Origin of the sequence: Streptomyces sp. XD-27, assembly GCF_030553055.1 — a bacterium.
GTDB lineage: Bacteria > Actinomycetota > Actinomycetes > Streptomycetales > Streptomycetaceae > Streptomyces.
Map to the genome: position 1 here is coordinate 3548094 of NZ_CP130713.1, position 14815 is coordinate 3562908.

Here is a 14815-nt window from a genome sequence, read left to right on the forward strand (position 1 = left end):
GGGCGGTCCGTGCCCTTCCCGGCGCCCGTGCAGGACCGCAGCGCTCGTCCGCCGGACGGCCAGGCGCCCTCCCTCACCGTCGCGCGCGGCGTTCCTCCCGGACCCGGCGCAGGCGGTTCACCGTGACCGCGTCGTGCGCCAGTGCGCGCGGGTCGTCGAGGAGGGCGTTCAGGAGCTGGTAGTAGCGGGTCGGGGACATCCCCAGGCGCTCACGTATCGCGCGCTCCTTCGCCCCCGGGCCGGGCCAGCCGCGGCGCTCCATGGCGAGGACGGCCCGGTCCCGGTCGGACAGGCCGTCGTCGCCGCCCGGCTGGGGCGGTTGGTTCGGGGGTGCGGTCACGTTCTCCACCTTGCCACCGGGGCGGCTCCGTTCCCCACCGGGGTGCCCTTCCCCACCGGGGTGCCCTTCCCCACCGGGGCGGGCGGTCCGTTCCCCGACCCCGCCCAGGCCGCAGGGCCGCAGGGCCGCAGGGCCGCAGGGCCGCAGGGCCGCAGGGCCGCAGGGCCGCAGGGCCGCAGGGCCGCAGGGCCGCAGGGCCGCAGGGCCGCAGGGCCGCAGGGCCGCAGGGCCGCAGGGCCGCAGGGCCGGGTTACCGCGCCGAGCTCTCCGCGGCGTCCGCCTCCCGCTGGAGCTCGCCGAGCACGCTCATCGGGTCGCCGCCCTCCGCCACCGTCGCGCCGATGTTCTTCTTCAGCGCCTTGCTGACGCTCGCCCACGACGTCTTGTCCGCGGGGTAGAACTCCGCCCGCTCCATCTGGTCGAGGAACTTCCACAGCCGCTTGAACTCGCGGTCGTCGCGCATCGCCTGGGACGCGGCGGTCGTCACCGGCAGCAGGTCGTAGCGGCTGGCGAAGTCCAGGACGTTCTCTTCGTTGTAGACGTAGTTCAGGAAGCGGCCGATCTCCTCCTGGTGGCCGTTCTGCTTGAACGCCATCATCCAGTCCTCGACGCCCATGGTCGACTTGGGCTTCCCGTCCATGGTGGGCAACGGTGCCGTGTCGTAGTCGATGCCGCGGCCCTCCGCCTGCTTCATCAGCGTGGGGTGGCCGTTGAGCATGCCGACCTCGCCGCGGGTGAAGGCGTCGAAGAGGTCCTGGCGGTTGACCCGGCCGGGGGTCCGGGAGCCGGTGAGACCCTTGGCGACCAGTTCGTCCCGCAGCCACTCGAAGGTCTTGATGTTCTCGGGCGAGTCGAGGACGTAGCTGCCGTTGCTGTCGGTGTAGCCGCCTCCGCCGCTGAGCATCCACAGCATGGTCTCGGCCGGGGCCTCCTCGGGGCCGAGCGGCAGCCCGTACGGGATCTTCACGCCGCTGCTCTTGAGCTTCTCCGCGGCCGCCTGCAGCTCCTCCCACGTGGTGGGGGCCTCGGCGATGCCCGCCTTGGCGAAGAGCTTCTTGTTGTAGAAGAGCAGCCGGGAGCTGGCGACGAACGGCAGGCCGTACAGGACGCGCCGCACCTTGCCCGCCTGCGCGATGGACGGCACGAAGCTCGCCTGGGTGGGGATGGAGAGCAGCTGGTCGGCGCGGTAGAGCTTGCCGGCGGCGGCGTAGTCGGCGTACGCGCCTATCTGCGCCAGGTCGGGGGCGTCGCCCGCCTTGACCATCTCGGCGACCTTCCGGTCGACCTCGGTCCAGCTGTAGACCTTGACATCGATCCTGAGGTCGGGATGCTCGGCCTCGAAGGCGACCGTCACCCGGTCCCAGTACCGCTGGGAGGTGTTGGTGGTGTTGTCGCCGTAGTCGGCCGCGACCAGCTTGAGCGTCGTCTTGCCCGAGCCGGAATCGTTTCCGCAGGCGGTCAGGGCGGGCGTCATCGCCGCCGTGGCGCAACCCGCCGCCGTCAGATTCAGGAACCTCCGCCGCTGCACAGCCGCCAACCGCCCTACGTGTTCGTACGCATCGTGCCTGTAACCGGAGGCTCCTGTTCCGGAGCCTCGATATGAGCTGCGAGTCTCCCCGCAAACCCTCACAAGGTCTACACCATGACGGGTATCACTTCCGCATCGGGCTTCCCCTGCCGCGCGGACGCCTGCTATCCACGTCCCGGGCGGGGCCCCACCCCGGCGCCGGGCCCGCACCAGCTCCCTGCCAACTCCCTTGCCCCGCACCACCGTACGGACCGGCACGCCGGGGCACACCTCGTCGCCAGGAGGCAGTCATATGACCTCGCTCACCGCACAGGAACTGGCCACCCAGCCCGACTGCTGGCGGCGGGCGGCGCGGGCCGCGGCCACGGCGCGCGGACTGCCGCTGCCCGGCGAACGGGTGGCGATCACCGGTTGCGGCACGTCGTGGTTCATGGCCCAGGCGTACGCGGCGCTGCGCGAGGCCGCGGGCCAGGGCGAGACGGACGCGTATCCCGCGTCGGAGTTCCCGGCGGGGCGCTCGTACGACCGGGTGGTGGCGATCACCCGGTCGGGCACCACGACGGAGGTACTGGAGCTGCTGGCCGCGCTGCGCGGCGGACCGGCCCGCCCCGCCACGACCGCGCTCACCGGCGACCCCAAGACGCCGGTCATGGACGCGGCGGACGACGTCGCCGTACTGGACTGGGCGGACGAGACGTCGGTGGTCCAGACGCGCTTCGCGACGACGGCGCTGGCGCTGCTGCGCGCGGGGCTGGAGGCGCACGGGCCGCTGCCGCAGGGCGTGAAGAGCGTGGCGGAGGCGGCGGCGGACGCGGCGGCGGCGGTCGCCGAACCACTGCCGGAGGCGGCGCCGGGCGCGGAGCAGTGGACGTTCCTGGGGCGCGGCTGGACGTACGGGCTGGCGCAGGAGGCGGGCCTGAAGATGCGCGAGGCGGCGGGCGCGTGGACGGAGTCGTACCCGGCGATGGAGTACCGGCACGGGCCGATCTCCATCACGGGCCCGGGGCGGGTGGTGTGGACGTTCGGACCGCTGCCGGAGGGGCTGGCGGGCGACGTGGCACGGACCGGCGGCGTGCTGCTGGCGGACTCCGCGACGCCGGACGGGCTGGACCCGATGGCGGACCTCGTACGGGCGCAGCGGCTGGCGGTCGCGGTGGCGGAGGCCAGGGGCTACGACCCGGACCGACCCCGCAACCTCACGCGGAGCGTGATCCTCGGCGGGTAGGCGGTTCGGGCCGGGGCGGCCGACCACTCGGCGGAGCCGCACGTCGGTGTCGGTGCCTCCGGCCCGCTGGGCACCACGCAGCGCGCCCGCAGATCAGGCGCAGCCGGAACCGGTCCCGCCGCTGTGTGGCGGTACACCCGCGAGTGGACTAGACCTCTTGCGGGCGCGCAGGCGACACTGTCCACGTGGAACACGTCATCGCCCTCGATGTGGGCGGCACCGGCATGAAGGCCGCTCTGGTCGGGGCGGACGGCGCGCTTCTGTACGAGGCGCGGCGGCCCACCGGCCGTGAGCGCGGGCCGGACGCCGTCGTCGCCGGGATTCTGGACTTCGCCGACGACCTGCGCGCGACCGGCGAGCGGCGGTTCGGCCAGTCGGCCGTCGCCGCCGGGGTCGGCGTCCCCGGCGTCATCGACGAGGCCCGCGGCGTGGCCGTCTTCGCGGCGAACCTCGGCTGGCGCGACGTACCGCTGCGCGCCCTGCTGGCCGACCGGCTGGCCGGGGTCCCGGTGGCCCTCGGACACGACGTACGCGTCGGCGGCCTGGCCGAAGGCCGGATCGGCGCGGGCGACGGCGCCGGCCGCTTCCTCTACGTGGCGCTCGGCACCGGCATCGCGGGCGCCATCGGCATCGACGGCCGCATCGAGCCCGGCGCGCACGGCTCCGCCGGCGAGATCGGCCATCTGATCGTCCGGCCCGGCGGCCCCGCCTGCGGCTGCGGGCAGGCCGGGTGCCTGGAGCGGCTGGCCTCCGCGGCCGCCGTCGGCCGCGCCTGGTCCGCGGCCGGCGGCGGCCCGGGCGCCGACGCCGCCGACTGCGCCAAGGCCGTCGACGCGGGCGACCCCCGCGCCCGCGCCGTCTGGCGGGAGGCGGTGGCCGCGCTCGCCGACGGGCTGGTCATGGGCGTCACCCTGCTGGACCCGCGGACGCTCATCATCGGCGGCGGGCTCGCCGAAGCGGGCGAGACGCTGTTCGCGCCGCTGCGCGCGGCGGTCGCCGAGCGGATCACCTTCCAGACACTCCCCGACATCGTCCCGGCGGCCCTCGGGGACACCGCCGGTTGCCTGGGCGCAGGGCTGCTCGCCTGGGATCTTCTCTCCACGGACTCCACGGAGGTATCCGCCTGATGGTGCGACGAACGGTTCTCGCGGGTGCCCGGGTGGTGCTGCCGACCGGCGTGGTCGACGACGGACAGGTCACGGTCGAGGGGCGGCGCATCACCGCCGCCGGGCCGATGCCCGGAGCCGACGGCACGCCGGTCGACGACGGCGGCGGGTCTGCCCGTGCGAGCGCGGGCGGAAACGGGGGCCCCGCGGGCGCGAGCGGTATCGCCGCGGGCCGAAGCGGGGGGGCAGCCGTCCTCGACCTCTCCGGCCACTGGATCGTCCCCGGCTTCGTCGACATGCACGTCCACGGCGGCGGCGGCGCGTCCTTCTCCGCCGGGACCGCCGAGGAGGCGCTCACCGTCGCCCGTACCCACCGGGCCCACGGCACCACCACCATGGTTGCCTCCACCGTCACCGGCGACCTGGACGACCTCGCCCGCCAGGCCGGTGCGCTGTCCGAGCTGGTCGAGGAGGGCGAGCTGGCCGGAATCCACTTCGAGGGGCCGTTCATCTCGCCGCACCGCTGCGGGGCGCACCAGCCGTCGCTGCTGCGGGACCCGGACCCCGCCGACGTACGGAAGCTGGTCGACGCGGCGCGCGGTACCGCGCGGATGATGACGCTCGCGCCCGAGCTCCCCGGCGGTCTCGACTCCGTACGCCTGCTCACCGACCACGGCGTCGTCGCCGCCGTCGGCCACACCGACTCCACGTACGACGCCACCCTGGAGGCGATCGAGGCGGGGGCCACCGTGGCCACCCACCTGTTCAACGCGATGCCCTCGCTGCTGCACCGCGCGCCCGGCCCCATCGCGGCCCTGCTGGAGGACGAGCGGGTCACCGTCGAGCTGATCAACGACGGGACGCATCTGCACCCGGCCGTGCTGGGCCTGGCGTTCCGGCGCGCGGGCGCGGACCGGGTCGCGTTCATCACCGACGCGATGGGCGCGGCCGGGATGAGCGACGGGCGGTACCCGCTCGGCCCCATGACGGTCGAGGTCAGGGACGGGGTCGCGCGGATCAGCGACGGGCCCACGGCGGGCTCGATCGCCGGGTCCACCCTCACCCTGGACCACGCCTTCCAACGGGCCGTCACGCTCGACGGCCTGACGGTGGAGCAGGCCGTACGCGCGCTGTCCGCGACGCCCGCGCGGGTCCTGGGGGTGGACGAGCGCGTGGGCTCCCTGGAGCCGGGCAAGGACGCGGACCTCGTCGTCCTGAACGACGCCTTCGAGGTGGTGGGCGTCATGCGGCACGGCACCTGGCTGGTCGGGCCGCCCGTGCGCTGACCGTCGGCTCGTCCCTTCGGCCGCGTACCGGTGGTGGACGGCCCCCTCTCCGCGAGATAACAGTGGGAGTACGAGGGGTCGCCCGCCGGAGTCCGCGATGGCATGATCGCTGGCGCACAACGGATGAGACGGGAGAGCCGGTCCGGTCACGAGCCAGGGGAGAGGGGACTCCACGGTGATCCTCACGGTCACGCTCAACGCCGCCCTCGACATCACGTACCGCGTGCCCCGGCTCCGGCCGCGCGCCTCCCACCGCGTCACCGAGGTCGTCGAACGGCCCGGCGGCAAGGGCCTCAACGTCGCGCGCGTACTGGCCGCGCTCGGCCACGACACCGTCGTCACCGGGTTCGCCGGGGGCCCGACGGGCGCCGCGCTGCGCGAGGGTCTCGCCGCCTACGGACGCGTCACCGATCCGGCGCACGGACGCGTCACCGACGCGCTGGTGGGCGTGGTCGGTACCACCCGGCGCACCGTGGGGGTCGTGGACGACGCGTCCGGCGACACCACCCAGCTCAACGAGCCGGGCCCGCTGGTCACCACACCTGAGTGGACGGCCTTCACCGGCACGTACGCCAGGTTGCTGCGCGACGCGGCCGCGGTGGCGCTGTGCGGCAGTCTGCCGCCGGGGGTGCCGGTCGGGACGTACGCCCAACTGGTCCGGGAGGCGCGCGCGGCGGGCGTGCCGGTGCTGCTGGACACCAGCGGGGAGGCGCTGCGCCGGGGCATAGCCGCCCGCCCCGACGTCGTGAAGCCCAACGCCGACGAACTGGCGGGGCTCACCGGCTTCGCCGAGCCGCTGCGCGCCACCCGGGACGCCCGGCGGCGGGGCGCGCATGCGGTGGCCGCGTCGCTCGGCGCGGACGGCATGCTCGCGGTGACGGCGGACGGCGCGTGGCGCGCGACGCCGCCCCGCAGGCTCGCCGGCAATCCGACGGGCGCGGGCGACTCGGCGGTCGCCGGCCTGCTGTCCGGGCTGGTCGAGGGCCTGCCCTGGCCGGACCGGCTGGCGCGCGCGGTGGCCCTCTCGGCGGCGACCGTACGGGCCCCCGCGGCGGGCGAGTTCGACCGCGCGACGTACGCGGAACTGCTCCCCCGGATCGAGGTCAGCGAGATACGGTCGGCGGCGTAACCGCGCGCAAGCACCAACGGGCCGACGTCAACGGGCCGGGCTCGGCCCGGGATTGGGGTACGTATGCCGCTCGTCACCACCGGGGAGCTGGTCCGCGCGGCGCGCGCGGCAGGTCACGGGGTCGCCGCGTTCAACGTCATCACCCTGGAGCACGCCGAGGCCATCGCGGCCGGGGCGGAGGCCGCCGGGCTGCCCGCGCTCCTCCAAGTGTCCGAGAACGCCGTGAAGTTCCACGGCGGGCGCCTCGGCCCGCTCGCGGCCGCCATGGCCGCCGTCGCCCGCTCCTCGCGCGCCCCGCTCGCGCTGCACCTCGACCACGTCGAGGACGGCGAGCTGCTGCGGGCCGCGCACCCGGCAGGCTTCGGCTCGGTGATGTTCGACGCGTCGAAGCTGCCGTACGCCGAGAACGTGAAGGCGACGGCGGAGGCGGTGCGTTGGGGGCACGAGCGCGGGATCTGGGTGGAGGCCGAGCTGGGGAGAGTGGGTGGCAAGGACGGTGAGCCCCCGCTGGACGCGCACGCGCCCGGTGTCCGGACCGATCCGGCGGAGGCGGCCGCGTACGTCGCCGACACCGGCGTGGACGCGCTCGCCGTCGCCGTGGGAAGCACCCACGCCATGACCGAGCGCACGGCGGCACTCGACCAGGCTCTGATCGGCCGGCTCCGGGAGGCCGTGCCCGTGCCGCTGGTACTGCACGGCTCGTCCGGCGTCCCGGACGGGGAGATCCGGCGGGCCGTCGCCGCCGGCATGGTGAAGATCAACGTGGGGACGGCCCTGAACACGGCCTTCACCGGCGCGGTGCGGGGCTACCTGACGGACCGCCCGGCGGCGGTGGATCCCCGGAAGTACCTGGCCCCGGCCCGGGACGCGATGGCCCGGACCGTGGCGCACTTCCTGGGGCTGGTTGCGGCCCCGGCTACTTCTTGAGCCAGACCTGGTCGAGGTTGACCGCGCACTTGTCGCCCGCCTCGCAGGAGATCTTCACGGTGTTGGTGCCCGCGTTGAGCTGGACTACGGAGTAGGTGTACGTCCAGCCCTTCTCCCAGTCGCCCTTGGGCCCCTTGGCGAAGTTCTCCATGTTGATCGGCTGGCCGGCCTTCGTCCCGTTGACCGTGAGCGAGAGGCTCTGGTCCTCGCCGGGGACGCCGTAGCCCACGTACAGCTTGTACGAGCCCGCCTTCTCGACGTTGACGCTCCAGGTGGCCGACGCGCCAGGGGCGTTGATGCCCGCGACGTACGTGCCGTCCTTCGCCTTGGCGCCCTTGATGGTGTTCGCGGGCGCCGTGCCGCCGGCCAGCGTGAGCCCGGAGGCGTCCTGGGTCGGCAGCGGCTTGGGCTTCGCCGGGTCGGGCTTCGGCTCCTCGCTCGGCTTGACGCTCGAACCCGCGGTCGGGCGGTCGTTGCCGCCGTCGGCCTCGTCCTTCTTCTTCTCGCTGCTGTTGGTGAGCAGCGCGACCCCTATGCCCGCCACCACGACGGCGACGACCGCGATGGCGGCGATCAGCAGGCCCTTGGTGTTCGGGCCGCGGCCGCCGCCGCTGCCGCCGTGGCCGGCGCCGTGCGGGCCGGGGCGGGGCGGCGGGGGGCGCCGCCGGGGAGGGTCTCGGGGGCCGCGTAGTGGGCGTTCTGCTGGCCGTAGCCCGGCTGGTTGTAGCCCGGCTGGCCGTAGCCCTGGGGGCTGCCCTGGGGGGCGCCCTGCTGCCCGTAGCCATGCTGAGCGTGCTGGGACGGGACCTGCTGGCCGTACGTGCGCTCACCCACCGCCCGTACGTGGTTGTACGAGGTGCGCGGTACGCCCGGCTGGTGCGGGGTGCCGGTGCCGGGGCCGGGGTACCCGTAACCACCGGTGCGGGGGGCGGCCGCCCCTGCCGGGCCCTGCTGGGCCTGACCCGAGGGCTCGCCCTCCTGTCGGTACAGGTAGGCGAAGGGGTCGTCGTTCTCCGGCGTGTCCGAGCCGTTGTTGCCGGCCGTCATCCCTCTCGTCACTCTCCAATGCATATGGCCATCGGCGCTCAGGCGCCGCCGCTTCGCGGACACGCGCCCGCGCGTCTCCGCACACGCGCTCTCCGCACACGCGGCAGGACAGCTCATATCAGGGCCGGGGCGGCTTCGTCAGGGTCCCCGCTGTCCGGATGGACAATATTCATGATCGATTCACCGTCGACGCACCGCCGACCCGGCGCAGCCTACCCCGATCGGGCGAAGGCACGCGGCCCCCGTTACATCATCCAGCCCTGCGGTTGGCCTTGGCCCGGGACCGCTTCTCCACGTACATGCGCTGGTCCGCGGATTGCAGCACCTCGTCGGCCGACATGCCGCAGGCCGCCCAACCGATGCCGAAGCTGGCGCCCACGCGCACCGCCCGGCCCTCGACCCGGATCGGCGGGATGATCGCGTTGCGCAGCCGTACCGCCAGATCCGCCGCGTCGGCCCGGCCGAGGCCGTCGGCGAGGACCACGAACTCGTCGCCGCCGAGCCGGGCGACGGTGTCGCCGTCGCGCACCCCGCCGGAGAGCCGCCGGGCCACCTCTATCAGGACGGCGTCGCCCGTGTGGTGGCCGAACCGGTCGTTGATCGACTTGAAGCCGTCGAGGTCGCAGAAGAGGACCGCCAGCCCCTTGTGGCCGTCGTCGACCTCCTCGTCGGGGGCGGTGGTGTGCACGTGGTGGTCGAAGGGCCCGACGTCGGCGGCCATGGCGCCGGTGGCCCGGTACCCGTCGACCCCGAAGCCGTCCGGACCGAAGCCGTCCGCCCCGAAGCCCTCGGGGCCGTAGCCCTCCGCACCGTAGCCGTCCGGACCGGACGCGGCCGGGCCGTAACCGTCCGAGCCGTAGCCGTCCGGACCGGGCCGGGCCGGGTCCGGTGGCCGCCCCTCCGCCGTGGAGCCGTTGCCCCCGCCGAGCGGGTGACCGTGCCCGGTCGGCGCCGGACGGGGCGGGTGGGCGCAGAGCCGGGAGCTGAGCCGGGCGCGGAGCTCGGCGCTGTTGGGCAGCCCGGTCAGGGCGTCGTGGCTGGCACGGTGCGCGAGCTGGATCTCGTGCCGCTTGCGCTCCTCGATGTCCTCGACGTGGGTGAGCAGGAAGCGCGGCCCGTCGGCGGCGTCGGCGACCACGGAGTTCCGCAGCGAGACCCATACGAACGTGCCGTCGCGGCGCGCGAGCCGCAGCTCGGCGCGGCCGCCCTCGGCGGAGGTCCGCAACAAGGTGGTGAGGTCCTCGGGGTGCACGAGGTCGGAGAACGAGCAGCGGCGCATCACCGAGGCGGGCCGGCCGAGCAGCCGGCACAGCGCGTCGTTGGCGCGCAGCAGGCGGCCGTGCTGGTCGCCGCCCATCTCCGCGATCGCCATGCCGCTGGGCGCGTACTCGAAGGCCTGCCGGAAGCTTTCCTCGCTGGCGCGCAGGGCCTGCTGGTCCCGCTCCAGCCGGACCAGCGCGCGCTGCATGTTTGCGCGCAGTCGGGCGTTGCCGATCGCAATCGCGGCATGGAAGGCGTACATCTGGAGGGCTTCGCGTCCCCACGCGCCGGGGCGGCGGCCGTTGCGCGGTTTGTCGACCGAGATCACCCCGATGAGCTCCCCGCCGGAGGCGCCCGCGGCGTACATCGGGGCGAACAGGCGGTCCATGGGATGCCACTCGTCGGGGAAGCGGGGCGCGGGTCCGGGGGTGTGCCACTGCGGGACGTCGTCGTCGTCCAGGACCCAGCCCTCGGTGTACGGGACGAAGCGCAGGTCGCCCCAGCGGTCCCCCAGCGCAAGCCGGCGCTCCCACGAGCTGCGGGACCCGACCCGGCCCGCCATCAGGGCCTCGGCGCCCGGACTGCCCGCGACGGCGGCGACGACGAGATCACCGTCCGGTCGCACCAGGTTGACGGCCGAGAGCTCATAGCCGAGGCCGGCGATGATGCCGTCGGCGACCGTCTGGAGCGTGTCGGCCAGGCTGCGGGCGGTATTCAGATCGGCGACCACCTGGTGCAGCTGCCGCAGGGTCGCAAGACGGATGTACGGCTCCGACTCGGTCTCCATCGCTCGTTCTCCCCCGAGACCTCGACAGCAACTCCTGGCTTCTTGTCGTCCGATTGCCACGGCCACTGAATCACAGCGAGCTGCCCGGCAGGTACACAGGGTCAACAATTCCCCCCTGCTGTGACTCATGTCACAGTCCGTATCTCGTTGCTGCACAGAGGGTGTGGGAGCGCTCCGACTTTTCCGATTAGCAAATCGTCGACGGGACGGGATGGTCGCCGAGGGTGGCGATCAGCGAAGACGGCGAGGAGGCGGCCGACGGGGGCGGCGGGGACGCGAGTGGCCGCGCGGCGGGATGCGGCCGACGGGGGCGGCGGGGACGCGAGTGGCCGCGCGGCGGGGAAGCGGCCGACGGGGCGGGCGACCTCCGCCCCGGGACCTACGCCCGGCTGGTCCCGGCGCCCGATGCGGCCGCGCACAGGGCCCGGTTAGCGTGCTGGTGTGCTTCAGACGACGCCTTCCACGCCCCAGGAGACCGCTGTGCCCCATGCTGGTGGGGTGAGCGACGACGAGTTCCGGGCCGCGCTGTCGCGGCTGGCCGCGGGCGTGGTGCTGGTCACCGCGCACGACCCGGAGGACGGCCCGCGCGGCGAGGACGTCGGCATGACGGCGACCGCGTTCCTGTCCGTGTCGCTCGACCCGCCGCTGGTGATGGTCAGCCTGCGCAACGAGTCGCGGATGGACGAGCTGCTGGCGCGCCGGCCGCTGTGGGCGGTGTCGATCCTCTCCGAGGAGCAGCGGCAGATCGCCGGGCGCTTCGCCATGAAGGGGCGGATCAGCGACCGGCTGCTGTTCGAGGACACCCGGTACACCCGGGGCGAGGCGGCGGGCGCGCCGCTGATCGACGGGGCGCTGGCGTCGCTGGAGTGCCATACGGAGCAGCGGGTGCCGGCGGGGGACCACACACTCGTCATCGGACGAGTGCTGACGGCGCGGACGTCGGGCACGGAGACCGCCGGGCCGCTGACGTACTTCCGCGGCCGCTACCGCCGGCTGGGCTGACGGCAGCGACCGCGGGCCGTTCCTTTGGAAGCCGCCCCTCTGCGGATGCGGACCTAGCGCTCGCTGAAGCTGAGGATGTCGAACCTCCTGCGGGGGTCCTGCTCGTCCTTGCGGTCCCGGCGGTCCCGGCCATCGGTGCGGGTGCACTTACCGGTGTTGTCGTTCCAGTCCCGCAGGTAATGAAGCAGCCTGAGGTCGAGCAGGTCGAAGCCGTTGATTTTGAGCGGGCTCCCAGGGCGGGTCGCGGTTTGGCCCTGGCCCTGCCCTTGCTCCTTGCCTCGCTCGGGCATTTGGCCCGGCCCGTGGTCTTGTTTCCCACAGTCGACGCGTTTTTCGTCCTCGCTCTCGACCTTGTACACATCCGGGTCCCCCACCGCGGTCGCCACACCGGCCACCGGGGCGAACAGGGCCGCCACCATGAGGCCCACGACAGCCAGGACACGATGCGTCGAAGCGAACATCACGCCACCTCACTCACGAAGAGAAAATTCCGATATGTCGTAGATAACGGAATTTCAGTTGCGATATGTATGAGGCGCTCTGTGCGACCGCGAAACCACCGGAATGCAGCAATTGGGCCCGATCGGGGCCGCATCAGCCCCAGTCGCGCCCGTTGCGCCCGCGCTTGGTCTCGCCGCGCTGCTTCTTCTCCCGCAACCGCCGTTCGTTGATGCCGCGCGGGATCCGGGTCGGGCGGCGCGGCCTGGGCGGCGGAGCGGTCGCCTCCGCCAGGAGCGCGGCGAGCCGGACGGCCGCCGCCTCGCGATTGCGCCACTGCGAGCGGTGCTCGGAGGAGCGCACGGACACGACCCCGTCGACGAGGCGGCCCGCCAGCCGCTCCAGCGCCCGCTCCCGCCACACCGGCGGCAGCGCCTGCGTACGCGCCAGGTCGAACCGGAGCTCGACCTGGCTGTCGCTGGTGTTCACGTGCTGCCCGCCGGGGCCGGAGGAACGCGAGAAACGCCACATGAGCTCGGCCTCCGGCAGGGAGACCGAACCGCGGATGACGTAGGGCCCAGGCATGCCCCCATGGTCCCCCGTCGCACACCCGAACGTCACCCGCATTTCCACACGCCCCCGTGGAACCCGCGGCGCGCGCTTCGCGTTATGGAGGATGACGGTAGCTTCGTGGAGTCACGAAGCCCGACGACTCGAATACGAAAGGGACTCCCCATGGCTGTAAGCCTGTCCAAGGGCGGCAACGTCTCGCTCACCAAGGAGGCACCGGGCCTGACCGCCGTCACGGTCGGCCTCGGCTGGGACGTCCGCACCACCACCGGCACGGACTTCGACCTCGACGCGAGCGCCATCGCCGTCAACCCGAGCGGCAAGGTCTACTCGGACGCGCACTTCGTCTTCTTCAACAACAAGTCCACGCCGGACCAGACGATCGTCCACACCGGCGACAACCTCACCGGCCAGGGCGAGGGCGACGACGAGCAGATCAACGTCAACCTCGCGGGCCTGCCCGCCGACGTCGACAAGATCGTCTTCCCGGTCTCCATCTACGACGCCGAGTCCCGCAGCCAGAACTTCGGCCAGGTCCGGAACGCGTACATCCGCATCCTCAACCAGGCCGGCGGCGCCGAGATCGCCCGCTACGACCTGAGCGAGGACGCCGCCACCGAGACCGCCATGGTCTTCGGCGAGCTGTACCGCAACGGCGCGGACTGGAAGTTCCGCGCGGTCGGCCAGGGCTACGCCGCGGGCCTGGCGGGCATCGCCCAGGACTTCGGCGTCAACGTCTGAGTCCAGGCCGAGCCTGATTGATCAGCACGGCGGCCCCCGACTTCTGTCGGGGGCCGCCGTCGTGTGTGCGTGGCCGGCGCATGGCACCCACGAGGTCACCAACTCGGCCCCGAGGGAGTAACACCCGTGTCACGGCCCCCTCCCGCGCTCCGAACCGGCGACTCCGGCGGCTACCGTACGGTGATCAACTCGATCTCACGTACGACCGCACCGCCGCTCAAGGGAGTCTCCCCTGTCCACCCCACCTCCGCCCCAAGGCGGTTACACCCCCTACGGCCAGCCCCACCAGCCGCAGTACGGCTATCCGCAGCAGGGCGGCTACCCCGGAGCCCCTGCCCCCGCCCCGCAGCCCCCGCCGCGGCGCAGCCGCATCAACCAGCAGACCAAGATCAAGGCCATCGTCTTCACCGTGGCCGCCATCGGCGCCGGCGTCTGGATCTTCACCCACCAGGGCAAGAGCACCGACACCCCCTCCACCCCGGCGGCGCGCGCCAGCGCCAGCGCGAGCCAGGACGCCAACTCGATCGACGTCGGCGAATGCGTGGAGAACCAGGGATCCAACAGCGCTCCCGACCTTGAGGTCGTCCCCTGCGGCGACAGCAGGGCGGAGTACAAGGTCAAGGAGAGCACCGGCGACCAGTGCGCCCCCGGCCAGGCCCGGTACACGGTCACGCGCCGCGGTCACGTTCAGAGCATGCTCTGCTTGTCGCCGACCAGCCGCTGAACACGGCCGAGGCATACGGTTCGGGCCCCCGCACTCGCGGGGGCCCGCCGTCATGTTGGGGGAGCGCTGGGCTTACGCGCCGGGGAACTCGCCGCGCTTGACGGCCGAGACGAACGAGGACCAGCCGTTTCACCGATGACGGCGCGAAACTGCGGCGCGGGACGGCGTCGTAGTATCTCCTGCCTGCTGAGACGCCCGGCAAGTTGCTCCTCCAGCTCTGGTGAGTTCTCCGGTCCATGCGGAGCGGACCACAGCAGCGCCCGCGCATACGCCGGCGTCTGGAGGAGCCCAGGGATGATTCCTGGGACGAAGCGCTCGATGACCGAGGCCTCTGCCTCAAGCTCCACAGCCCGCTTGTACTTGTCGCGGAACAACGAACCGTCCCTGGCAATCTCCCACAACCGCATCAGCAGCGGCGTCGTCCCGTAAAACGTGTCCAGCGCCTCGACCGCCTCCGGGCCGCCCAGGCTCGCGCCCTTCTCCATGTGGTACAGGTGCGTGTGGCCCCACCCGACCTTGTCCGACAGCTCCCTGTAGGACAGCCCGGACTCCTCGCGCAACCGCGCCAGTTCCTCCGCGAACATCACGCGCGGTGATCGCTTGCCCCTTCCCGGGAAGGGCCTCCTTGGCGGCATCGGGCACCTCTTCCATCGCCGGTCACCTGCTGCTCACCGTAGGTGAAGTGCCCCCAAACCAGGTCCAGTT

Annotated in this window: 16 protein-coding genes; 8 read left to right on the top strand and 8 right to left on the bottom strand. The window is 73.1% G+C overall.

Features of this window, described 5'->3' with window-relative positions; all coding sequences use genetic code 11:
- Positions 1–73 precede the first annotated feature (73 nt).
- Both Q3Y56_RS15060 and Q3Y56_RS15065 read right to left on the bottom strand, forming a co-directional pair.
- On the bottom strand, positions 74–340 hold the full coding sequence (locus Q3Y56_RS15060; protein WP_304462442.1) for a DUF3263 domain-containing protein: 267 nt from the start codon (positions 338–340) through the stop codon (positions 74–76).
- A 250-nt stretch (positions 341–590) separates the two neighbouring features.
- Complete coding sequence (locus tag Q3Y56_RS15065; protein ID WP_304462443.1) at positions 591–1814, bottom strand: extracellular solute-binding protein; 1224 nt, start codon at positions 1812–1814, stop codon at positions 591–593.
- A 346-nt stretch (positions 1815–2160) separates the two neighbouring features.
- On the opposite strand from Q3Y56_RS15065, the gene Q3Y56_RS15070 reads away from it, so the two are divergent.
- The 5 genes from Q3Y56_RS15070 (at position 2161) to Q3Y56_RS15090 (ending at position 7541) form a co-directional block, all read left to right on the top strand.
- Positions 2161–3093: an SIS domain-containing protein gene (locus tag Q3Y56_RS15070; protein ID WP_304462444.1), complete on the top strand. Its 933-nt coding sequence runs from the start codon at positions 2161–2163 to the stop codon at positions 3091–3093.
- 185 nt (positions 3094–3278) lie between these two features.
- A complete protein-coding gene (locus Q3Y56_RS15075) occupies positions 3279–4220 on the top strand; it encodes an ROK family protein (RefSeq protein WP_304462445.1) in 942 nt (313 codons plus the stop codon).
- Positions 4220–5485, top strand: a complete 1266-nt coding sequence (gene nagA, locus Q3Y56_RS15080; RefSeq protein ID WP_304462446.1) for an N-acetylglucosamine-6-phosphate deacetylase — start codon at positions 4220–4222, stop codon at positions 5483–5485. The genes Q3Y56_RS15075 and nagA overlap by 1 nt, the downstream gene beginning before the upstream one ends.
- Positions 5486–5660: 175 nt before the next feature.
- Positions 5661–6614, top strand: a complete 954-nt coding sequence (locus tag Q3Y56_RS15085; protein ID WP_304462447.1) for a 1-phosphofructokinase family hexose kinase — start codon at positions 5661–5663, stop codon at positions 6612–6614.
- A 63-nt stretch (positions 6615–6677) separates the two neighbouring features.
- Positions 6678–7541 carry a class II fructose-bisphosphate aldolase gene (locus Q3Y56_RS15090; RefSeq protein WP_304462448.1) on the top strand — a complete coding sequence of 288 codons (864 nt, stop codon included), beginning with the start codon at positions 6678–6680 and terminating at the stop codon, positions 7539–7541.
- Here Q3Y56_RS15090 and Q3Y56_RS33520 read toward each other — a convergent pair.
- The 3 genes from Q3Y56_RS33520 to cdgB all read right to left on the bottom strand — a co-directional run bounded on the left by Q3Y56_RS33520 (position 7531) and on the right by cdgB (position 10635).
- Positions 7531–8088 carry a carbohydrate-binding protein gene (locus Q3Y56_RS33520; RefSeq protein WP_369696752.1) on the bottom strand — a complete coding sequence of 186 codons (558 nt, stop codon included), beginning with the start codon at positions 8086–8088 and terminating at the stop codon, positions 7531–7533. The two genes, Q3Y56_RS15090 and Q3Y56_RS33520, sit on opposite strands and share 11 nt — an antisense overlap.
- A gap of 26 nt (positions 8089–8114) precedes the next feature.
- Positions 8115–8588: a hypothetical protein gene (locus Q3Y56_RS33525; protein ID WP_369696753.1), complete on the bottom strand. Its 474-nt coding sequence runs from the start codon at positions 8586–8588 to the stop codon at positions 8115–8117.
- A 250-nt stretch (positions 8589–8838) separates the two neighbouring features.
- Positions 8839–10635 carry a diguanylate cyclase CdgB gene (cdgB, locus tag Q3Y56_RS15100; protein ID WP_304462449.1) on the bottom strand — a complete coding sequence of 599 codons (1797 nt, stop codon included), beginning with the start codon at positions 10633–10635 and terminating at the stop codon, positions 8839–8841.
- Positions 10636–11076: 441 nt separating this feature from the next.
- On the opposite strand from cdgB, the gene Q3Y56_RS15105 reads away from it, so the two are divergent.
- On the top strand, positions 11077–11637 hold the full coding sequence (locus tag Q3Y56_RS15105) for a flavin reductase family protein (protein ID WP_304462450.1): 561 nt from the start codon (positions 11077–11079) through the stop codon (positions 11635–11637).
- 53 nt (positions 11638–11690) lie between these two features.
- Here the strand turns inward: Q3Y56_RS15105 and Q3Y56_RS15110 are convergent, their stop codons facing one another.
- Together Q3Y56_RS15110 and arfB are read right to left on the bottom strand one after the other, a co-directional pair.
- Entirely contained in the window at positions 11691–12098 is a 408-nt protein-coding gene (locus Q3Y56_RS15110) for a hypothetical protein (protein ID WP_304462451.1), read from the bottom strand.
- 133 nt (positions 12099–12231) lie between these two features.
- A complete protein-coding gene (arfB, locus tag Q3Y56_RS15115; RefSeq protein ID WP_304462452.1) occupies positions 12232–12660 on the bottom strand; it encodes an alternative ribosome rescue aminoacyl-tRNA hydrolase ArfB in 429 nt (142 codons plus the stop codon).
- 150 nt (positions 12661–12810) lie between these two features.
- Here arfB and Q3Y56_RS15120 point away from each other — a divergent pair, with 150 nt between their 5' ends.
- Complete coding sequence (locus tag Q3Y56_RS15120; protein WP_304462453.1) at positions 12811–13386, top strand: TerD family protein; 576 nt, start codon at positions 12811–12813, stop codon at positions 13384–13386.
- Between the two features lie 409 nt (positions 13387–13795).
- Positions 13796–14110 (top strand): hypothetical protein, encoded by a 315-nt coding sequence (locus tag Q3Y56_RS15125; RefSeq protein ID WP_304462454.1) that lies wholly within the window; start codon positions 13796–13798, stop codon positions 14108–14110.
- A gap of 50 nt (positions 14111–14160) precedes the next feature.
- On the opposite strand, the gene Q3Y56_RS15130 is transcribed toward Q3Y56_RS15125, so the two are convergent.
- A complete protein-coding gene (locus Q3Y56_RS15130; RefSeq protein WP_304462455.1) occupies positions 14161–14694 on the bottom strand; it encodes a Scr1 family TA system antitoxin-like transcriptional regulator in 534 nt (177 codons plus the stop codon).
- Positions 14695–14815 lie beyond the last annotated feature (121 nt).